We start from the raw sequence: 18,964 nt of genomic DNA, 5'->3' as shown, positions 1-18,964 counted from the left end.
GTCAGGCTCGTTCGGCACGGCGCTCCCATCGTCGGACCAGCACTGAAGCGGGCAGGCTCACCAGCAGGAACAGCACCCCGGCCAGGGTGTAGGGCTCGACTACGCGGAACGTCTCCGCACCGACCTCCTTGGCGCGGTTGAGCACGTCGAGCACGCCGATGGCCAGCAGCAGCGGCGTTTCCTTGAACATCGAGATCGTGTAGTTGCCCAGCGCCGGCAGCACCCGCGGGATCGCCTGGGGCAGCACGACCGCCGTCCACACGCGCGAGCGCGGCAGGTTCAGCGCCGTCGCCGCCTCCCACTGTCCTTTCGGGACAGCTTCGATCCCCGCCCGGTACACCTCCGCGGTGTAGGTGGCGTAGTGCACGCCCAGCGCCACTACACCGGTGACGAAGGCCGACATCTTGAAGCCGGTGAGCGGCGGCACCAGCCAGTACAGCACGAAGACCTGGATCAGCAGCGGCGTGCTGCGGATGAACTCGATGAACAGCCACACCAGACGCGAGAGCACCGGTATCCGGGCCCGGCGCAGCAGCGCGAGCACCAGGCCGAGCGCGTAGGCGAGGGCCGAGCCCAGCAGCGTGAGCTCGACCGTGACCAGCAATCCCTTCAGCAGCAACGGGATCGCGTCGGCAGCGGCCTGCCAGCTCCAGTTCACCCGGCACCTCCGCCGCCCACCGTCAGGTCGAGCTCCGTGCGCGCCACGGGCGCCCGGCCCAGCCGCCGCGCCGCCCACCGCTCCAGCGCTCGCATGCCCGTCGTGATCAGGATGGCGAGCAGCAGGTAGAGCACCAGCTCCGTGCCGTAGATCCAGCCGATGTCGGCACCGAACACCGGCCGCAGCAGCTCACCGCGTTCGGTGATCTCGCCCGCCGAGATGAACGACAGCAACGCGGTGCTCTTCAGCAGCTGGATGAACAGGTTGTTGAAGGGCGGCAGCATCTCGGCGAACGCCTGCGGCAGGAGCACCCGCACCATCCGCTGGGCCGGCGACAGGTTGAGCGCGACCGCCCCTTCGAACTGCGCCTTCGGCACCGACCGTACGGCGCCGCGCACGACTTCGGCCCCGTACGCGCCGTGGTTCAGGCCCAGCACCAGGATGCCGGCGAACAACGGCACCAGCTGGAACCCGACCAGCACCGGCAGCACGAAGTACAGCCAGAACAGCTGGACGGCCTCCGACGTCCCGCGGAAGACCTCCACGTACACCCGCGCGATCCCCCGGACGACCCGCCGCGGCGACAGCAGCGCGAGCCCGGCGATCAGCGAGAGGACGATGGTGAGGATGATCCCGCCGACGGCCGCCTCGACCGTGATGCTGAGACCTTCGAGGATCGACGAAATGATGTGCGGCGCGTTCGACATGACCGCCGTCCCGTCACGCGGCGGCGCAGAGCTTCTCGGTCGTCACTTCCGGCTTCGGCAGGTTCGCCTGCGTGAAGCCGAACGGCGTGACGATCGTGACCCACTGGCCGCTGTCGTGCAGCTTCTTCAGCTCCGTGTTGAAGGCGTTGACCAGTGACGTGTCGGCGGTGCGGAAGACGAACCCGCCCGCCGAGATCACCGGCTTGCCGTTCTCGACCGGCTCGAACCCGGGGGTCACCTCGGCGGCCGCCCCGGGGTTCTTCTTCAGCACGTCCTTGAGCGAGATGTCGGTGAGCGCCGCGCAGTAGACGCGTCCGTCGGTGACGGCGCGCAGCATGTTGTCCTGCGAGTCCAGGGTCTCGATCTGGCTCTCCGGGACACCCGCGCTGGTCGCGTAGCCCTTCTCGACGGCCGCGGACAGCACGGCGACCTTGACCTTCTTCGCCGCGATGTCCTCGAACTTCAGCACCTGCTGCGGGTTGCCCCGCGGGACCAGCAAGGCCGTCAGCGCCGAGTAGTCCGGGATCGAGAACGCGGCCTGGCCGCAGCGCTGCGGCGTGATGTTCATGCCCGCCGCCACCACGTCGTACTGCTTCGCGTTGAGCGCCGGGATCAGCTGGTCGAACGACACGGCGCTCGCCTCGACCGTGTCGATTCCCAGGTTCTTGAACACCGCGCGCGCCACTTCCGGCGCTTCTCCGGTGACTTTTCCACTTTGGTCCGTGTAGCCGTACGGGGATTCGTTCGCGATTCCGATTTTGATCTTCTTGGCGGACTGAGCCGCTTGCAACGCGTCTCCGGACGACGTCGAAGTGCACGCGGAAAGGATGACGGGCCCACCCAGGACAGCCGCCCCCACCAGCACTGATCGCCGGAACAACTGACGTCTCGACCACTCGTCGTGCTTCATCTCAGCACCTCGTTTCGATCACCATTCCGTGCGTCGAACGTAGGTGTCCGCACACAGAGAAGCACGACGAACGCAGAGATGACGGCCAGCCGTTACCGTAAATTGACCGCCGGGAACAATGCGTGTTCGAAGGCATTCGATCCGTGGCAGCTTTCGAAAGGTCGAGACCTGGCAGTCAGCTCTCGGAACGCTTGTCCTGATTCCCGGGGCGCAGGGTCACGACGCCGCGATCGAGGTCGATGTCCCCCAGCGGCGGCGCGCCCTGGGCGTCCTCTTCGAGGGTCATCTCGACGGAGTCGCGGTGCTCGAGTTCGGTGCGTTTGGTGCCGTAGAGGAACGAGGTGACCTCGTCGAGGTACGTGGAGGACAGCCGCCGCTTGAGCCGCGACGGCTTCTTCTTCGGCCGCACCTCCCACGCCCCCACGAGCACCAGCAGGAGGGTCGCCAGGGGCAGCGCGAAGGACAAGATGACCTGCACGACTCCGCCAACGAACGCCAGCCGTGCGGCGTTCCGCGCGACAAGTTCGGCGACCCGCGGCGCGTCCGCGACGGCGACGAGCTCGGGCAGCACCGGGTACCACGCGGGCCGCGGCCGGCACTGCTGGTCCTTCCGCACCTGCTCTCCGGCTTCGATCGGGTCCCTTGCCCCTTGGAGTGTGAGCGCGGCGGCTGGTTCGCCGGGGTTGCCACATCCGCCAACGGCTGTGACCGAAATCCGCGAGACTCGTGCCGCGGCGGCGGTTAGCGTGGAAGACCGTGACTTGGAGTGGGTACGGCAGCTATCTCGTCATCGTGGTGCTCATCGTCCTGGCTCCCGGACCCGACACGATGGTGATGCTGAAGAACGCGCTGTCCGGCGGCGCCCGCGGCGGCCTGCTCGCGACGGCCGGCATCTTCGCCGGCAACGCCCTGCAGGGCACGGCCGCGGCGCTCGGGCTGGGCGTGGTCATCGCGCGGTCGCAGCCGGTGTTCCTCGCGCTCAAGTGGCTCGGCGCGGCTTACCTCGTGTTCCTCGGCTTGCAGGCCCTGCGCGGTGCGTGGCGCGGCAACTACGCGGCCGTCGCGGAAACGCAGCGCAAGCGCGCGAGCGGCTTCCGGCGGTGGCGCGAGGGATTCCTCTCCAACGTCACCAACCCGAAAGTCCTCGTGCTGTACCTGTCGGTGCTGCCGCAGTTCCTCGACCCCGTGCGCACCACGACGTGGGACGCGCTCGTGCTCGCGTACACCGTGGCGGTGCTGGGCACGGTCTGGCTGCTGGGTGCTGCTGTTCTTCGTGCACCGCGTGCGCGCGTGGCTGCAGCAGCGCAAGGTGCGGCGCGCCCTCGACGGAGTGACCGGCACCGCACTCGTCGGCTTCGGTGCCGCCCTGGCCCTGGAGTCCTGACCGGGGTTACGGTTCGCCGCATGACGTGGGGTGTGTACGGCGGGTTCCTCGCCATGATGGTGGTGCTCGCCGTGGCGCCCGGCCCGGACAGCATGGTCGTGCTGAAGAACGCGCTGTCCGGCGGCGCCCGGGGTGGCGCGTGGGCGTGCGCGGGCATCGCCGTCGCCAACTTCCTGCAGGGCAGCGCCGCCGCGCTCGGCCTGGGTGCGGTGATCACGAACTCGCGCCCGATCTTCGAGACCGTCAAGTGGCTCGGCGTCGCCTACCTCTGCTACCTCGGCTTCCAGGCCCTGCGCGGCGCCTGGCGCGGCGACTACCAGGCCATCGCCGACGCGATGCGCGGCCGGCAGAGCGCGTTCCGGCGCTGGCGCGAAGGGTTCCTCTCCAACGTCACCAACCCGAAGGTGCTGGTGCTGTACCTGTCCGTGCTGCCGCAGTTCCTCACTCCCGGCGTGACGACCACCGGTGACGCGCTGCTGCTGGCGTACACGGTCGCCGCCGTGGGCGCGGTGTGGCAGATCATGCTGCTCCTGCTCGTCCACCGCGTCCGCGGCTGGCTGGAGCGCCGCCGCGTGCGCCGAGCGCTGGACGGGGTGACGGGCACGGTGCTGATCGGCTTCGGTGTCGGGCTCGCCCTGGAGGCGTAGGGCCGGCTACTGCCCGGTGGGCACTTCACGGGCGCCGAGGGCCCGCAGCACGTGGTCGACGACGTGCTCGACAAATTCCGGGCCCGGGGGTTCGCGGCGCACGACCAGGCGCCAGTAGCTCGGTCCCGCCAGCAAGTCCAGCGCGAGTTCGACGTCCGTGCCGGCGGGGAGTTCGCCACGGCCGAGGGCGCGGTCGAAAAGGCGCCGGGCGACCTCGCGGCGCGGGCCGCCGATCGCGCTTCGGATCTCCTCCGCCGGGCCCGGATTGCGGGCGCCCTCGGCGATCAGGTCCGGCAGGATCCGGGAGAAGCGCGGATGCGTGAGCCGGTCGTGCACCGCCTGCTGCAGTTCGATCAGGTCGCCACGCAGGGAACCCGTGTCGGGAGCCGTCGCGCGGCTCACGCTGAACTCCGCGACGACCGCCGAGATCATCGCGTCCTTCGAGGGCCAGCGGCGGTACAGCGCGCTCTTGCCGACACCGGCGCGCTTGGCCACCGCTTCCATCGCGAGCCGGCCGTAGCCCACGGCCGCGAGCTCGTCGAGCACGGCTTCGGTGATGGCGTTCGTGACCTCCGGCTGCAGCACGGCTGCCCCGGTCGGGGTGCGGCGGGTCGGCACGGCGTCATCGTAGCGGCTGGCCGAGACGGTACCGTTCCGTCGCTCTCGGAGGAGCCCCCGTGAAGCAGCTCCTGTTCGAAGACGACCCCAGTTCTGGTTCGAGACCCTGCGCGTGTTCGGCCACGCGACCTACGGCGGTTCGGACTTCGGCGAGGTCGTCGCCACGGCCGCGCGCATCAAGGCCGGCGACTGCGACAGCTGCGAGGACGAATGGCTCGCCACCGCGGAGCGGGTGGCCGCCGAAGCCGCGAAAGCCCACCCCGTCGGCGCCCGGCGCCTACCCACTACCGTTCGGCCGAGTTCTTCCTGGACGAGCACCCGGCCGACCCGCGCATCGCGTATGGCTACGACCGCAGCGTCGAGTGCTTCCACCGCGCGATCGCGGGGTTCGAGGGCATCGAGCCGGTCGAGATCCCCACGCGGGTCGCGTGCTGCCCGGCTGCTTCTACCGGGCGCCGGGCGAAGGCGCCAAGCCGCTCATGGTGAGGCACAGCGGTTTCGACGGCGCGGCCGAGGAGATGCACTTCTCCGGCGCCGCGGCCGGGCAGGAGTTATCACGTGCTCGCGTTCGAGGGCCCCGGCCAGCCCAGCGCGATCCACCGCGACGGGCTCGCCTTCAGTCCCGACTGGGAGCACGTCGTGGGCCGGTGCTCGACTACGCGCTCACCGACCCCGGCGTCGACCCGGCGAAGGTGGCACTGCCGGGAGTAAGCCTCGGCGGGATGCTCGCTCCGCGCGCCGCGGCCGTCGTGGCGGTGGACGGGGTGTTCGACGCCGCGGCCGCCGTCATCCCGTTCCCGCCGGGAGATCGCGCGGAGATCGAACGTCGCGCCAACGCGCCGCGCGACGAGGAGCTCGACGGCATCCTGGCCGCCGGCCGCGCCGCGAACCCCACGCTGCGCTGGGCCACCGGCCACGGCCGCTACGTCATGGGCGCGGCGACGGACCGCGAGTTCCTCGCGAAGTACCTCACCTACCAGCTCGACGGCGGCGTCGCCGAGCTCATCTCGCGCCCCGCGCTGATCTGCGAGGCCACCGACGAGCTGTTCTTCAACGGCCACGCCGACACCCACCGGAGCCGCGCCGCCTCAACGACCGGCTCGCCGGGCCGAAGACGCTGCTCAGCTTCACCGCCGAGGAAGCCGCCGACGCCCACTGCCACCTGGACGCGCAGCGCCTGGCGTTCGCCCGCATCTACGGCTCGACGACACCCTCTGACCCGCGGACGGAACCGATGCGGCCGAGCACTCCTTCGTGCTCGGCCGCATCGGCGGAGGCCCAGGTGTAGTGACCGGGCAGCTCGGGGTGTGGGGAACCGGTCGGGCGTAGGCCCGGCCGGTGGCCATAGCTCGGTGGCGTCGCCCGATTGTGCCGTTGGTCCGGGGTCGGTAAAGGCGTGCGGGTTTCGGGTTCATCCCGAGTTCTGTGCAGGCGTCGCGCCAGGCGTGGGATCGGCAGACCAAGCCGTTGTCGGAGAGCGCGTCGACGGTGACGCCGGGGGCGGCGAATAAGGCCACCACGCGGCGGAGCACCCCGGTCGCGGTCACGGCAGCTTTGTCGTCGTGGATGTCGGCGTAGGCGATGCGCCGGGTCCTCGAGCACGGTGTGCACGAACCACGGTGTGCACGAACGCGGTACCGCTCTTCGGGCTGCGGTAGGCGTTGCGAGGCTTGCCGGACGTGGCGACTCGGTTGCGCCTGCCCTGGTGGCGGCCGGCGAACTGCCACCCGCCCTTGCCACGTGTGATCAGGGGTGGGTGTAACGCCGGACCGGTTCGGTTGCGCCGAGCAAGACCTCCGGTGAGCGGGCGGACGCCGTCAGACAGCTCCACACCACACCGGAGGTCTTCCTCCATCAAGATCGATTAGGTCGTCGCCACCGCACGACCAACGTCTCCGGTCACTACCGCTAGGCCCGTTCGGGCTCCCCCGCCACACGCTCGATCCGCGCGCCCAGGCGGTTGAGGTTCTCGACGAAGTGCGGGTAGCCGCGGTCGATGTGGAACACGTCCCAGACCTCGGTGACGCCCTCGGCGCACAGGCCCGCCAGCACGAGACCCGCGCCGGCGCGGATGTCGGAGGCCCAGACGGGGGCGCTGGAGAGTTTGTCGACGCCGCGGACGACCGCGTGGTGGCCGTCGGTGCGGGCGTCGCCGGAGAGGCGGATCATCTCCTCGATGAAGCGGAACCGCGCTTCGTACACGTTCTCCGTGATCATCGACGTGCCTTCCGACACCGCGGACAGCGCGACGGCGAACGGCTGCAGGTCCGTGGCGAACCCGGGGTAGGGCAGGGTGACCCAGTCGACGGCCTTCGGGCGGTCCGGCTGCACGACGCGGAAGCCTTTCTCGTCGAACGTCGTCACGTCCGCGCCCGCGAGCCGCAGCTTGTCGAGCACCAGGTCGAGGTGGTGCGGGTTCACGCCGCGCACAGTCAGGTCGCCGCGCGTCATCGCGGCGGCGAACGCCCAGGTGGCACCAACGATCCGGTCACCGATCACGCGGTGCTCGGTCGGGCGCAGCTGGTCCACACCGTGCACCGTCAGCGTCGACGTGCCGGCGCCTTCGATCTTCGCGCCCATCTCCGTGAGCATCGTGCAGATGTCGGCGATCTCGGGCTCGCGCGCGGCGTTGTCGATCACCGTGGTGCCCTCGGCCAGCACGGCGGCCATCAGGATGTTCTCGGTCGCGCCGACACTCGGGAAGTCGAGCCAGATCTGGGCGCCGACCAACGCCTCGGCGTTGGCGACGACGCAACCGTGCTCGATCGTGCTCGTCGCGCCGAGCTTGCGCAGGCCGTTCTGGTGCATGTCCAGCGGTCGCGAGCCGATCGCGTCGCCACCCGGCAGCGCGACCACGGCCTTCTTCAGCCGGCCCACGAGCGGGCCCAGCACGCACACCGACGCGCGCAGCTTGCCCATCGCCGCCGAGTCCGCGCGGTGCGACAGCGACGCCGGCGTGGTGATCCGCGCGGTGTCGCCGTCGATCTCGACCTCGCAGCCGACGCTGCGCAGGACGTCGGCCATCAGGGGCACGTCGAGGATCTGCGGGCAGTTCGTGATGGTGGTGGTGCCCTCGGCCAGCAGGGCTGCGGCCATCAGCTTCAGCACGCTGTTCTTGGCCCCGACCACGTCGACCTCGCCGACCAGCCGCGCCCCTCCGTGCACGTCGAAGTGCTCGCTCATGGCCGCCAATCATGCCCTCTCACCCAGTTTCGGCACACGCGGGGCCGGTACAGTCTGGCTCATGGTCGTTCGCATCAACCGCGTCTACACGAAGGTCGGCGACAGCGGCACCACGGCGCTCGGCGACGGCTCGCGGGTGCCCAAAACCTCGCCCCGCCTGGGCGCCTACGCCGACACGGACGAGGCCAACTCGGTCATCGGACTGGCCGTGGCCGTCGGTGGCCTCGGCGACGAAATCGCCACCGTCCTGAGGCGCGTGCAGGACGACCTGTTCGACGTCGGCGCGGACCTGTGCCTGCCGATCCAGGAAAATCCCCCGTACGAGCCGCTGCGCATCACCGAGGCCTACCTCGGGCGCGTGGAGGGCTGGTGCGACGAGTTCAACGAGCGGCTGCCGAAGCTCACGTCGTTCATCCTGCCGGGCGGCACGCCCGGCGCGGCGTACCTGCACCAGGCCCGCACCGTCACCCGGCGCGCGGAACGCTCCGGCTGGGTGCTCGTCGAGGCCGAGCCGGACACGACGAACCCGATCGCCGTGAAGTACCTCAACCGGCTTTCGGACCTGCTGTTCATCCTCGCCCGGCTGGCGAACCCGGACGGTGACGTGCTCTGGAAGCCGGGCGGCTGATTCAGAGTCGTTCCTGGGCCGCCCAGTAGCGTTCGTAGTCGACGTTCCACGTCGAATCGGCTCCGGGTTCCACGTCCTGCGTCGTGGTGGTGTCCTCGAGCCGCACGGGCTCGGGCAGCCGCGCTCACCGGTGCTTGCGCGCGGCTCACTCCGCGGCGCTCAGTCGTCCCGGGCGCTCCATGACCCGAGGGCATACCCCGGTCAGGACGCGTGCGGCAACATTCGCCCCGGCGGAGCGGACTCCAGCCAGGACAGGAACCCGGTCAGCGCGCCCGGACCCATCGCGATCTCGATCGCCTCCTGCGTGGACGATTCACACCGCAGGACGGTCGACCCCTCGGGCACCGCGTACGCCTCCGTGCCGGACGGGTCGCGGCGGTCGGCGATCTGCATGCTCTCGCGCTGGAACACGCGGTCCGGGCCGGTCCGGAGACTCCAGACGCGGTACCAGACGAACTCGTCGCCCTCGTACCGGCCGAGCCCGAGGTGCCAGCTCGCCCGCGGGTTGTCCGGACGCCACCGCAGCGCGACGCTCACGCCACCGCCGCGGCGCATCCGGATCCACCGCTGGCCGTACCAGGCCACCAGCACGGCGAGCACGATCAGGAGCCCTAGCACCACGATGGCGATCTTCACGGCGGCTCCTGCTCGTCTCGCTCGATCAGACCGACTGACCGGCCGCGCGCAGCTGGGCCGAGGCCCTCGCGCGCTCCACCTCGTCGTCCGTCGTCAGGGCCGCGCGGGCCGCGTCGACGTCGATCTCGTCCGAAAGCTCGGCGCTCTCCGCGAGCACGCTCACCCCGGTCGCGGTCACCGAGAGGAAACCGCCGTGCACGGCCGCGGTGAGCACGTCACCGTCGGTCGTGTTGATCTTCACCACGCCACCCTCGACGAGCTGCCCGAGCACCGGCTCGTGGCCGGGCATGATGCCGATCTCGCCCTCGGTGGTCTGTGCCACCACGAAGGTGGCGGAACCCGACCAGAGCCGGCGCTCCACGGCCACCAGCTCCACGGACATCTCAGCCACGTAGCACTCCTTCGCTCGGGGTGTCACCACCGAGTGTAATAGGTCCGGGTCCGGTTACGAGAACGGCGGGGCCGTCAGTCCACAATGGACTTCTGTCCCCGCCGTCCCCCGGAAGTCACTTCTTGGTGATTTCCTTGTACTTCTTCTCGAGGTCTTCGAGGCCACCGATGCCCAGGAACGCCTGCTCCGGGTAGTGGTCGAAGTCGCCCTTGCTGATGCGGTCGAACGACTCGATGGTCTCCGACAGCGGCACGGTCGAGCCCGGGATCTGCGTGAACGCCTCGGCGACCAGCATGTTCTGCGACAGGAACCGCTCGATGCGGCGGGCGCGCTGAACGGTGAGCTTGTCCTCTTCCGAAAGCTCGTCCATGCCGAGGATCGCGATGATGTCCTGCAGCTCCTTGTACTTCTGCAGGATCCGGATGACCTCGGACGCCACGCGGTAGTGGTCCTCACCGACGATGGCCGGGTCGAGGATCGTCGACGTCGACGCCAGCGGGTCCACCGCCGGGAAGATGCCCTTCTGGAACACCGACCGCGAGAGCTCGGTGGTGGCGTCCAGGTGGGCGAACGTCGTCGCCGGGGCCGGGTCGGTGTAGTCGTCCGCGGGCACGTAGATCGCCTGCATCGAGGTGATCGACCGGCCACGGGTCGAGGTGATGCGCTCCTGCAGCTGGCCCATCTCGTCGGCCAGCGTCGGCTGGTAACCCACGGCCGAAGGCATGCGGCCCAGCAGGGTCGACACCTCGGAACCGGCCTGGGTGAACCGGAAGATGTTGTCGATGAACAGCAGCACGTCCTGGTTCTGGACATCGCGGAAGTACTCCGCCATCGTCAGCGCGGACAGCGCGACGCGCATGCGGGTGCCCGGCGGCTCGTCCATCTGACCGAAGACGAGGGCGGTGTCGTTGATGACGCCGTCCTCGGACATCTCCAGGAAGAGGTCGTTGCCCTCACGGGTGCGCTCGCCGACGCCGGCGAACACCGAGGTACCACCGAAGTTGCGGGCGACGCGGGTGATCATCTCCTTGATCAGCACCGTCTTGCCCACGCCCGCACCGCCGAACAGGCCGATCTTGCCACCCTGCACGTACGGGGTCAGCAGGTCGACGACCTTGAGGCCGGTCTCCAGCATCTCCGTCTTGCCCTCGAGCTGGTCGAAGGCCGGCGGGTTGCGGTGGATGCCCCAGCGCTCGAGGTCCTCGCCGTAGCCGGGCTCGTCGAGGCACTCGCCGAGGGCGTTGTAGACGTGGCCCTTGACCTTGTCGCCCACCGGCACGGTGATGGGGCCGCCGGTGTCGGTGACCTCCGCGCCGCGGACGAGGCCGTCCTGCGGCTGCAGCGAAATCGTGCGGACGAGGTTGTCGCCCAGGTGGCTCGCGACCTCGAGGGTCACGGTCTTGCGCAGCTGCTCGAACTCGATGTCGACCTTGAGCGCGTTGTACTGGTCGGGAACGGAACCGCGCGGGAACTCGACGTCGACGACCGGCCCGGTCACCGAGACGATGCGCCCCTTGGCGCGCGGGGCTTCAGTACTGGTCATCAGTCATCACTTCCTGCTGCGGTGAGCGCGTTCGCGCCACCGACGATTTCGGAGATCTCCTGGGTGATCTGCGCCTGGCGGGCCTGGTTCGCCTCCCGCGTCAGCGTGTTCACCAGATCGTTCGCATTGTCCGACGCGGCCTTCATCGCGGTGCGGCGGGCTGCCAGTTCGGACGCCGCCGACTCCAGCAGCGCCGAGTACAGGCGCGTGTTGATGTACTTCGGCAGCAGCGCGCCCAGCAGCTTGTCGGCGCTCGGCTCGAACTCGTAGCTCGGGAGCAGCTCGCCGGCGGGCTTCTGCTCTTCCTCGCCCTCGGTGTACTCGACCTCGAGCGGCGCGACCCGCTTGGCGATCGGCCGCTGCGTCAGCATCGAGACGAACTCGGTGTAGACGACGTGGATCTCGTCGACCCCGTCGGCGACACCCGGCTCACCTTCCGGCGTGCCGGCGAGGAACGACTTGACCAGCGCCTCGCCCACCTCGACGGCGTCGGTGTACTTCGGCTGGTCGGAGAAGCCCGTCCAGCTGTCGACGACCTCGCGGCCCCGGAACCGGTAGTAGCCGAGCCCCTTGTTGCCCGTGACGTAGACCTCGGGCTCCTTGCCCTCCTCGCGGAGCAGGGCGAGCAGTTCCTCGGCCGCGCGCAGCACGTTGGCGTTGTAGCCACCGGCCTGGCCCTTGTCGCTGGTGACGACGAGGACAGCCGCGCGCTTCGGGTTCGGGCGCTCGACCAGCAGCGGGTGGTCGAGGTTCGCCGCCGCACCGGCCAGCGCCGAGAGCACCTTGGTGATCTCGTCCGCGTACGGCCGGGAAGCGGCGACCTTCGCCCGCGCCTTGGTGATGCGCGCGGTGGCGATGAGCTCCATCGCCTTCGTGATCTTGCCGATCGACTTGGTCGCCTTGATGCGCGACCGAAGTTCCCGGAGTTGTGCGGCCATGAGCTACCAGCTCACTTCTTCGGGGCGGGCTTGTTGACCTTGACGGTCTCCTGCCCGACCTTGTCGGCGTCCATCGCGTCGGCGTTCGACTCCAGGGGCTTGCCCTCGGACGTCGTGAACTCCTTCTTGAACTCGTTCACCGCGGCCACGAGCGCGTCGGCCGTCTCGTCCTCGAACTTGCCGGTGTCGCGGATCTTGCCCAGGACCTCGCCGTGCTTGCGGCGAGCCGAGTCGAGGAACTCCTGGTTGAAGCGGCGCACGTCCTCGGTCGGGACCGAGTCGTAGTGCCCGTTCGTGCCCAGGTACACCGTGACGACCTGCTCCTCGACCGGGATCGGCGAGTACTGCGGCTGCTTGAGCACCTCGTACAGGCGCGCACCGCGCTCGAGCTGCGCCTTCGACGCGTCGTCGAGGTCCGAGGCGAAGGCGGCGAACGCCTCGAGCTCGCGGTACTGCGACAGGTCGATGCGCAGCGAGCCCGAGACCGACTTCATCGCCTTCACCTGCGCGGCACCACCCACGCGGGACACCGAGATACCCACGTCGATGGCCGGGCGCTGGCCGGCGTTGAACAGGTCCGACTGGAAGAAGCACTGGCCATCGGTGATCGAGATGACGTTCGTCGGGATGTAGGCCGACACGTCGTTGGCCTTCGTCTCGATGATCGGCAGGCCGGTCAGCGAGCCGGCACCCAGCTCGTCCGACAGCTTGGCGCACCGCTCGAGGAGACGGGAGTGCAAGTAGAAGACGTCGCCGGGGAACGCCTCGCGGCCCGGCGGGCGGCGCAGCAGCAGCGAGATCGCGCGGTAGGCGTCGGCCTGCTTGGTCAGGTCGTCGAACACGATCAAGACGTGCTTGCCCTCGTACATCCAGTGCTGGCCGATGGCCGAGCCGGTGTACGGAGCGATCCACTTGAAGCCGGCCGAGTCCGACGCGGGCGCCGCGACGATGGTCGTGTACTCCATCGCGCCGGCGTCCTCGAGGGCCTGCTTGACCGAGGCGATCGTGGAGCCCTTCTGGCCGATCGCGACGTAGATGCAGCGGACCTGCTGCTTCGGGTCGCCGGTCTCCCAGTTGGCCTTCTGGTTGATGATGGTGTCCACGGCGACGGCGGTCTTGCCCGTCTTGCGGTCACCGATGATCAGCTGGCGCTGGCCGCGCCCGATCGGCGTCATCGCGTCGATGGCGGTGATGCCGGTCTGCAGCGGCTCGGACACCGGCTGGCGCTCGACCACCGAGGCGGCCTTGAGCTCCAGGGCGCGCCGGTCCGTGGTCTCGATCTCGCCGAGACCGTCGATGGCCTGGCCCAGCGGGTTCACGACCCGGCCGAGGTAGCCGTCGCCGACCGGCACGGACAGCACCTGGCCGGTCCGCTTGACCGGCTGACCCTCTTCGATCGTCTCGAAGTCGCCGAGGATGGCCGTACCGATCTCGCGGGCGTCCAGGTTCAGCGCCACACCGAGGATGCCGCCCGGGAACTCGAGCAGCTCGTTGGCCATGGCCGAGGGGAGGCCCTCGACGTGGGCGATACCGTCACCGGCGTCGGCGACCACGCCGACCTCTTCCCGGTTCACGTCCGGGGCGTAACTCGAGACGTAGTTCTCGATCGCACTGCGGATCTCGTCCGAGGAGATCGTCAGCTCCGCCATTTCGTTCCCGCTCTCGCTTCTGTTCTGTCCAGTGTGCAAAGTCTGTGGTGCCGGGCGCACCCGTCAGGCGCGGCTCAGCCTGCGGCGCACCGCGGCCAGCTGGCCCGCCGTGCTGCCGTCGATGACCTCGTCGCCGACGCGGACGACGAGCCCGCCGCCCAGCCGGGGGTCAACTTCGACGTGCAACGCGAGGGGCCGCCCGTAGATGCCGTTGAGCTTCGACCCGAGCTGGGCCTGCTGCTCGTCGGTGAGGGCGTTGGCGCTGGTCACGTACGCGACCGAGCGCTGCCGCCGTTGGGCGGCCAGCGCGACCAGCTTGTCGAGCCCGACGCCGACCCCACGCCCCTTGGCGCGGCGGACGACCTGCTCGACCAGGGTCTCGACGACCACGTCGACCTTGTCCGCGAACAGCCCGCGGACCAGCGTCCGCTTGGCGTCGGCGGGACCGGCCAGGTCGGACAGCGCGGCCTCGAGCTCCGGCGAGCCCGCGACGATGCGCGAGACCTGGAACAGCTGGGACTCGACGGTCTCGACGTTCCCGGTCTTCTCGGCGGAGGTGAGCAACGCCGAACGGCCGAGGGACTCGATCCCGTCCACCAGCTCACGAGGGCTTGACCAGCGGCTGCCCGCCACGGCGTCGAGCACCTTCAGGGCCGGTTCGCTCAGCTTTCCGTCGAACAGGCGGCGGACGAGGCCCTGGCGGCTCTCCGGGCTGGCCGAAGCGTCGCTGACCGCCCGGCGCAGGCCGATTTCGCGGTCAAGGAGGTCGACGACCGAGAGCAGCTCGTCCCCGACCGTCGCGGGATCCGAACCCGCGTCGGCCAGAACCTCGCCGAGACGGGTCTCGGCGAGGTCGAGCGCTTCACGGCTCGCAGCATGCAGCGTCATCTCTGGTTACTTCCCCGCTCCGTTGGTGGCCGACGCGGTCTCCAGCTCGGCCAGGAACCGGTCGACGGTGCCGCGGCGGCGCGCCTCGTCCTCGAGCGACTCACCGACGATCCGGCTCGCCAGCTCGACGGCGTTGCGCCCCATGTCGGCCCGCAGCTCGGCGACGATCTGCGCCTTCTGGGCCTGCAGCTGGGCCTGCCCCTGGGCGACGATCCGCTGGGACTCGGCCTCGGCCTCGGCCCGCAGCTCCGCCTTGATCTGCTCGGCTTCGAGCCGGGCGTCGTCGCGGATCTTCGCGGCCTCGGACCGGGCGTCGGCCAGCTGCGCGCGGTACTCCGCGAGCGCCTCTTCGGCCTCGGCCTGGGCCTTCTCGGCCTTCTCGATGCCGCCTTCGATCTTCTGCGCCCGCTCCTCGTACGCAGCCTCGAAGCGGGGCACGACGTACTTCTTGAGCAGGAACAACAGGATCAGGAAGGCGACGATGCCGAGGATCAGCTCCGGGATGTCCGGGAGAATCGGGTTGGGGGCGCCTTCGGCCGCCAACACCGCTTCGGTCTTCAGCACGACGTCTCCTTAAGCGAGAGCAGCAGTTGACTCAGGCCGCAGAGGCGATGAAGTAGATGACGATACCGATCAGCGCGAGCACCTCGGTGAGCACGAAGGTCGAGAAGCCGATGCCCTGCAGCTTGCCCTGCGCCTCCGGCTGGCGAGCGGTGCCGTTGATGACCGCGGCGAAGATCAAGCCGATGCCGATACCCGGACCGATCGCGCCCAGGCCGTAACCGATCGCGGCGAGGCCGGGGTTGAGGTTGACAGCCTGCTCGGCAGCCTGGGCCAGAACGATGTTGCTCACGTACGTTTCCCTTCACTTCGGTCCGCGCACTCACGCGGATCGGGGGCTTGTGTTTCTCAGTGGTCCGCGGCGAGCGCGGCGCCGATGTACCCGGCCGACAGCAGGGCGAAGATGTAAGCCTGCAGCACCTGGATGAAGGCCTCGAGGAAGGTCATCAGGATCGCCAGGACCCAGGCCAGCAACGAAACCGGCTTGAGAGCCCAGCTCGAGGTCTCCGTGAGCAGGAAGCTCCCGCCCAGCGTGAACACGATGATGATCAGGTGTCCCGCGAACATGGCGGCAAAAACACGGATGGCCAGCGTGAGCGGCGTGATGAAGAACTTCTGCGCGAACTCGATCAGCCCGTAGAGCGGGAGCACGAACTTCGGGATCCCCGCCGGCGCCAGCTGGTTCTTCAGGTACCCGCCCAAGCCGTACTTCTTGATGCCCACGTAGTGGTACACCGGGTAAACCACGAGAAGCGACATGGCCAGCGGGAAGCCGATCCGCGCCATGGTCGGGAACTGGAAGAACGGAATGATCCCGAAGAGGTTGTTCAGCAAGATGAACGTGAACAACGCGAGAACCAGCGGGATGAACGGCTTGAACTCTTTCGAACCGATCTGCGTCCGCGTGATGTTGTTGCGGCTGAAGTCGTAGACGGACTCCGCGATGAACTGGCTCTTGGTCGGCACGATCTTCAACTTGCGCGACGCCAGCAAGAAGTAGCCGGCGACGACAACCAAAGCGATGATCGCCAGCAGCTTCGGCTTGTTCAAGCCCCACTCGCCAGACCCCAAAAACGGCGGCAGCTCGAAGGCATCAGCACCAGGGGGCGTGAAAGTCGCACCCTCGGTCAGTACCAGCGCGATCACTGCGCTCCTCCCGGTTCTCCCGGCCGGCGTTCACTCCGCCGGGGGAATCGTCACGATCTGGACTTAACGTACCCGATAGGTACGAGCACGTTAGAGGCGGCTGGCTCCACCGCGCGTGAACACTTTTCATGCTGTGCGCGAAGGTCGTCTCGCGTGAACACTGCCCGGCAATCCACTTCGGACCAGCGGTTGAGGGGCGGAACCATCAGGTCGCCACACTGCTGATCGAGGTTCGTCTGCGGGAGTGTGCGGCCGAGTCCGCCACCCTTGACGCGGACCATACCAGCAGGTCAATCAGTGCCGTACACGCGTACTCCATGCCAGCCGATCAGCGCAGGACTTAGGTCCCGGGACCGGTTGGGACCCAAGTCCGGAACCGCTCACGACCGATCCGCAAGATCGCAGGTGAGCCACCCGGCCGACGCTGCCAGCGACACGGAAGAAGCCGAGTGTGTTTCAGATCACACTCGGCTGCTCCAGGTCGTCCTACGCTGAGTGACAGCGCCCGCGGGCGGTCAGGACGGGATGATCGTGGGGATCTTCGTCTTGCGGAAGGCAGCGAACTCCGCCGCTGCGGCCAGCAGGATGGCCACGACCATCGTGATGCCGAGCGAAAGCGCGTGCAACGCCGTGACGCCCTTGAGCAGCGACAGCGCCGCGAACAGCACGACGATCTTCACGACGTACCCACCGAGCGCGATGACCATGACGAACATCGGGTCCTGGCCCGCGCTGAACCGCATCAAGCCCAGCGTCGACAGCGATGCGAGCAGCGCGAGCACACCCCCGACCAGCGAACCGAGGAACCCGTGCAGCCCGTAGAGGATACTGAACAGCACGATGCAGAGCACCACCGCCGGCGGCGTGACCAGCAGCGAAGCCCGCGTCATCGCCCGGGCGGCCTGCAGCACCACCTTGGCGTGCGGGTTCTCCTGGGCTTCGGTCGAGGTTTCGGTTTCGCTCACCAGTGACTCCCTACTCGGTTCGGCACCGAGTGTAGAGACCACTGGTGATCCGGCGCTTGAGGCCCCGGCTGGCGGCTTCTCGCCGAGCAATTCTTCGAACGGGCGAACGGAAGCCCGGCGGACTCCACGGCGCTCACGATTTCCGCGATTCGCCCGGGCGGGTCAGGTGAGCCGAGCGGAGCTCGAACCGGTGCGGGACAAGGGAGTTCGGCCGGTCCGACTGTCCGGAATGGTGCCAAGGGGAGCGTCGGGTAATCGCCCCGGCGGCAAGGGCTCGCCGGACGAACAGCGATTTCCCCGGCTCACAAAATTCGCGAACACTCAACCCGCAGCGCGGTTGCGCGCTCGCAACCGCGGCACCAATGACACCAGCACCGCCACCAGCAGCCCGGCCCCGATGCCCCAGAAGACGAGCGGGCTGTCGAACAACGTCACCGACACGGCGCCGAACGCGAGGATGCCCGCCCACAAGTAGATGAGCAGGACGGCGCGGCGCTGGGAGTGGCCGATCTCGAGCAGGCGGTGGTGGAGGTGCATCTTGTCCGCGGCGAAGGGGCTTTCGCCGCGGCGGGTGCGGCGGACGACGGCCATCACGAGATCCAGGACGGGCACGAAGAGCACCGCGACGACCACGACCAGGGGGGACAGCAGGGCGAGCGCATCGGAGGCGGAAAAACGCGTGTAGCTGACGCGCCCGCTCGCGGACGTCGTGGCGCCGGCGAGCATGAGGCCGATCATCATGGACCCGGAGTCGCCCATGAAGATCTTGGCGGGCTGGAAGTTGTAGGGCAGGAAGCCCAGACAGGCGCCCGCCAGGGTCGCGGCGATGAGGGCCGGCGGGTAGGTGCCGAAGTCACCGCCCGTGTTGTCGAGCAGGCCCAGCGAGAAGGCGCACGTGGCCGACGCGGCGATGAAACCGAGGCCGCCCGCGAGGCCGTCGAGGCCGTCGACGAAGTTCATCGCGTTGACCATCACCACGACCATCACGACGGTCAGCAGCGCGCCCTGGTTCTTGTCCAGCACCAGCACCGAACCGAACGAGTCGCCGGTGCCGCCCCACGGCACCCAGAACGACACCCACTGCACGCCGAAGATGACGAGGATCCCCGCGCACATCACCTGCCCGGCGAGCTTCGTCCACGCGTCGAGCTCGAACCGGTCGTCCAGCGCGCCGATGAGCGAGATGACGCCGGCCGCGAGCAGCACGCCGACGGAGTCGAGCGAAGCGTCGAACCCGTGGCTCAGCGCGGGCAGCTGGTGCGCCAGGCCCATCGCCGCGGCCACACCGAGGTAGATTCCGACGCCACCCATGCGCGGGATCGGCGTCACGTGGACGTCGCGGGCGCGGGGGTTGGCGATCGCGCCGATGCGGATCGCGACGCGGCGGACGACGCCGGTGAGCAGGTACGTCACCGCCGTCGCGGTGAGCGCGACGAGGAGGTACTCCCGGATCGGGAGAAGTCCTTGCACAGGGGGCATGACCGCGTCACGCCTGCCGGGGGGTCCGAGTCA

At 69.0% G+C, this 18,964-nt stretch carries 21 protein-coding genes and 1 pseudogene; 5 read left to right on the top strand and 17 right to left on the bottom strand.

From position 1 onward, the window contains the following. Position 1: 1 nt before the first annotated feature. The 4 genes from ehuD to I6J71_RS05775 form a co-directional block, all read right to left on the bottom strand. Positions 2 to 658, bottom strand: coding sequence for an ectoine/hydroxyectoine ABC transporter permease subunit EhuD (ehuD, locus tag I6J71_RS05790; RefSeq protein ID WP_204093769.1), 657 nt, complete (start codon positions 656 to 658; stop codon positions 2 to 4). Beyond that, positions 655 to 1,365, bottom strand: coding sequence for an ectoine/hydroxyectoine ABC transporter permease subunit EhuC (gene ehuC / locus I6J71_RS05785; protein WP_204093768.1), 711 nt, complete (start codon positions 1,363 to 1,365; stop codon positions 655 to 657). Before ehuC ends, ehuD begins: the two co-directional genes overlap by 4 nt. Before the next feature lie 13 nt (positions 1,366 to 1,378). Next, complete coding sequence (ehuB, locus tag I6J71_RS05780) at positions 1,379 to 2,275, bottom strand: ectoine/hydroxyectoine ABC transporter substrate-binding protein EhuB (RefSeq protein WP_204093767.1); 897 nt, start codon at positions 2,273 to 2,275, stop codon at positions 1,379 to 1,381. Positions 2,276 to 2,450: 175 nt separating this feature from the next. After that, positions 2,451 to 2,891: a DUF6191 domain-containing protein gene (locus I6J71_RS05775; protein ID WP_239154460.1), complete on the bottom strand. Its 441-nt coding sequence runs from the start codon at positions 2,889 to 2,891 to the stop codon at positions 2,451 to 2,453. Between the two features lie 140 nt (positions 2,892 to 3,031). Between I6J71_RS05775 and I6J71_RS05770 the strand changes: the two are divergent. Together I6J71_RS05770 and I6J71_RS05765 are read left to right on the top strand one after the other, a co-directional pair. Beyond that, a pseudogene (locus I6J71_RS05770) lies at positions 3,032 to 3,659 on the top strand (LysE family translocator). Between the two features lie 20 nt (positions 3,660 to 3,679). Beyond that, positions 3,680 to 4,306 carry a LysE family translocator gene (locus I6J71_RS05765; protein ID WP_204093766.1) on the top strand — a complete coding sequence of 209 codons (627 nt, stop codon included), beginning with the start codon at positions 3,680 to 3,682 and terminating at the stop codon, positions 4,304 to 4,306. 6 nt (positions 4,307 to 4,312) lie between these two features. On the opposite strand, the gene I6J71_RS05760 is transcribed toward I6J71_RS05765, so the two are convergent. Then, positions 4,313 to 4,924, bottom strand: a complete 612-nt coding sequence (locus tag I6J71_RS05760; RefSeq protein WP_239154459.1) for a TetR/AcrR family transcriptional regulator — start codon at positions 4,922 to 4,924, stop codon at positions 4,313 to 4,315. A 210-nt stretch (positions 4,925 to 5,134) separates the two neighbouring features. Between I6J71_RS05760 and I6J71_RS47680 the strand changes: the two genes are divergently transcribed. Both I6J71_RS47680 and I6J71_RS47675 read left to right on the top strand, forming a co-directional pair. Further along, positions 5,135 to 5,410 (top strand): hypothetical protein, encoded by a 276-nt coding sequence (locus I6J71_RS47680; RefSeq protein WP_239154458.1) that lies wholly within the window; start codon positions 5,135 to 5,137, stop codon positions 5,408 to 5,410. Between the two features lie 161 nt (positions 5,411 to 5,571). Next, positions 5,572 to 6,435 (top strand): hypothetical protein, encoded by an 864-nt coding sequence (locus I6J71_RS47675; protein ID WP_239154457.1) that lies wholly within the window; start codon positions 5,572 to 5,574, stop codon positions 6,433 to 6,435. A 397-nt stretch (positions 6,436 to 6,832) separates the two neighbouring features. Here I6J71_RS47675 and murA read toward each other — a convergent pair whose 3' ends face one another. Further along, on the bottom strand, positions 6,833 to 8,107 hold the full coding sequence (gene murA, locus I6J71_RS05745) for a UDP-N-acetylglucosamine 1-carboxyvinyltransferase (protein WP_204093764.1): 1,275 nt from the start codon (positions 8,105 to 8,107) through the stop codon (positions 6,833 to 6,835). 61 nt (positions 8,108 to 8,168) lie between these two features. Here murA and I6J71_RS05740 point away from each other — a divergent pair, with 61 nt between their 5' ends. Then, the gene (locus I6J71_RS05740) at positions 8,169 to 8,735 is read left to right on the top strand and encodes a cob(I)yrinic acid a,c-diamide adenosyltransferase (RefSeq protein ID WP_204093763.1); all 567 of its coding nucleotides are present in this window, start codon (positions 8,169 to 8,171) and stop codon (positions 8,733 to 8,735) included. Between the two features lie 201 nt (positions 8,736 to 8,936). Here the strand turns inward: I6J71_RS05740 and I6J71_RS05735 are convergent, their stop codons facing one another. The 11 genes from I6J71_RS05735 to I6J71_RS05685 all read right to left on the bottom strand — a co-directional run bounded on the left by I6J71_RS05735 (position 8,937) and on the right by I6J71_RS05685 (position 18,931). Continuing rightward, positions 8,937 to 9,371, bottom strand: coding sequence for a DUF2550 domain-containing protein (locus I6J71_RS05735; protein WP_204093762.1), 435 nt, complete (start codon positions 9,369 to 9,371; stop codon positions 8,937 to 8,939). 25 nt (positions 9,372 to 9,396) lie between these two features. Then, positions 9,397 to 9,762 carry a F0F1 ATP synthase subunit epsilon gene (locus I6J71_RS05730; RefSeq protein ID WP_204093761.1) on the bottom strand — a complete coding sequence of 122 codons (366 nt, stop codon included), beginning with the start codon at positions 9,760 to 9,762 and terminating at the stop codon, positions 9,397 to 9,399. Between the two features lie 115 nt (positions 9,763 to 9,877). After that, on the bottom strand, positions 9,878 to 11,305 hold the full coding sequence (gene atpD, locus I6J71_RS05725) for a F0F1 ATP synthase subunit beta (protein ID WP_204093760.1): 1,428 nt from the start codon (positions 11,303 to 11,305) through the stop codon (positions 9,878 to 9,880). Then, positions 11,305 to 12,243 carry a F0F1 ATP synthase subunit gamma gene (locus I6J71_RS05720; RefSeq protein WP_204093759.1) on the bottom strand — a complete coding sequence of 313 codons (939 nt, stop codon included), beginning with the start codon at positions 12,241 to 12,243 and terminating at the stop codon, positions 11,305 to 11,307. The genes atpD and I6J71_RS05720 overlap by 1 nt, the downstream gene beginning before the upstream one ends. 11 nt (positions 12,244 to 12,254) lie before the next feature. Next, positions 12,255 to 13,892 carry a F0F1 ATP synthase subunit alpha gene (atpA, locus tag I6J71_RS05715; RefSeq protein ID WP_204093758.1) on the bottom strand — a complete coding sequence of 546 codons (1,638 nt, stop codon included), beginning with the start codon at positions 13,890 to 13,892 and terminating at the stop codon, positions 12,255 to 12,257. A gap of 63 nt (positions 13,893 to 13,955) precedes the next feature. Then, positions 13,956 to 14,780, bottom strand: coding sequence for a F0F1 ATP synthase subunit delta (locus tag I6J71_RS05710; RefSeq protein WP_204093757.1), 825 nt, complete (start codon positions 14,778 to 14,780; stop codon positions 13,956 to 13,958). A gap of 6 nt (positions 14,781 to 14,786) precedes the next feature. Next, positions 14,787 to 15,344, bottom strand: a complete 558-nt coding sequence (locus I6J71_RS05705; protein ID WP_204093756.1) for a F0F1 ATP synthase subunit B — start codon at positions 15,342 to 15,344, stop codon at positions 14,787 to 14,789. A gap of 31 nt (positions 15,345 to 15,375) precedes the next feature. After that, positions 15,376 to 15,633, bottom strand: coding sequence for an ATP F0F1 synthase subunit C (locus I6J71_RS05700; RefSeq protein WP_204093755.1), 258 nt, complete (start codon positions 15,631 to 15,633; stop codon positions 15,376 to 15,378). Between the two features lie 56 nt (positions 15,634 to 15,689). Next, positions 15,690 to 16,487 carry a F0F1 ATP synthase subunit A gene (atpB, locus tag I6J71_RS05695; protein ID WP_204093754.1) on the bottom strand — a complete coding sequence of 266 codons (798 nt, stop codon included), beginning with the start codon at positions 16,485 to 16,487 and terminating at the stop codon, positions 15,690 to 15,692. A 515-nt stretch (positions 16,488 to 17,002) separates the two neighbouring features. Continuing rightward, positions 17,003 to 17,452 (bottom strand): hypothetical protein, encoded by a 450-nt coding sequence (locus I6J71_RS05690; protein ID WP_204093753.1) that lies wholly within the window; start codon positions 17,450 to 17,452, stop codon positions 17,003 to 17,005. A 321-nt stretch (positions 17,453 to 17,773) separates the two neighbouring features. Next, a complete protein-coding gene (locus I6J71_RS05685; protein WP_204093752.1) occupies positions 17,774 to 18,931 on the bottom strand; it encodes a glycosyltransferase family 4 protein in 1,158 nt (385 codons plus the stop codon). Positions 18,932 to 18,964: the final 33 nt, after the last annotated feature.

It is taken from the genome of Amycolatopsis sp. FDAARGOS 1241 (genome assembly GCF_016889705.1).
In the GTDB taxonomy this organism is placed as follows: domain Bacteria; phylum Actinomycetota; class Actinomycetes; order Mycobacteriales; family Pseudonocardiaceae; genus Amycolatopsis.
Note: the sequence above shows the minus strand (reverse complement) of the source record. Positions and strands in the feature narration are given on the sequence as shown.

Coding starts and splice junctions, on each gene's coding strand:
- ehuC (WP_204093768.1), bottom strand. CDS start 1,365: ATGTCGAACGCGCCGCACATCATTTCGTCGATCCTCGAAGGTCTCAGC.
- ehuB (WP_204093767.1), bottom strand. CDS start 2,275: ATGAAGCACGACGAGTGGTCGAGACGTCAGTTGTTCCGGCGATCAGTG.
- I6J71_RS05765 (WP_204093766.1), top strand. CDS start 3,680: ATGACGTGGGGTGTGTACGGCGGGTTCCTCGCCATGATGGTGGTGCTC.
- I6J71_RS47680 (WP_239154458.1), top strand. CDS start 5,135: ATGGCTCGCCACCGCGGAGCGGGTGGCCGCCGAAGCCGCGAAAGCCCA.
- murA (WP_204093764.1), bottom strand. CDS start 8,107: ATGAGCGAGCACTTCGACGTGCACGGAGGGGCGCGGCTGGTCGGCGAG.
- I6J71_RS05740 (WP_204093763.1), top strand. CDS start 8,169: ATGGTCGTTCGCATCAACCGCGTCTACACGAAGGTCGGCGACAGCGGC.
- atpD (WP_204093760.1), bottom strand. CDS start 11,305: ATGACCAGTACTGAAGCCCCGCGCGCCAAGGGGCGCATCGTCTCGGTG.
- I6J71_RS05720 (WP_204093759.1), bottom strand. CDS start 12,243: ATGGCCGCACAACTCCGGGAACTTCGGTCGCGCATCAAGGCGACCAAG.
- atpA (WP_204093758.1), bottom strand. CDS start 13,892: ATGGCGGAGCTGACGATCTCCTCGGACGAGATCCGCAGTGCGATCGAG.
- I6J71_RS05710 (WP_204093757.1), bottom strand. CDS start 14,780: ATGACGCTGCATGCTGCGAGCCGTGAAGCGCTCGACCTCGCCGAGACC.
- I6J71_RS05685 (WP_204093752.1), bottom strand. CDS start 18,931: ATGCCCCCTGTGCAAGGACTTCTCCCGATCCGGGAGTACCTCCTCGTC.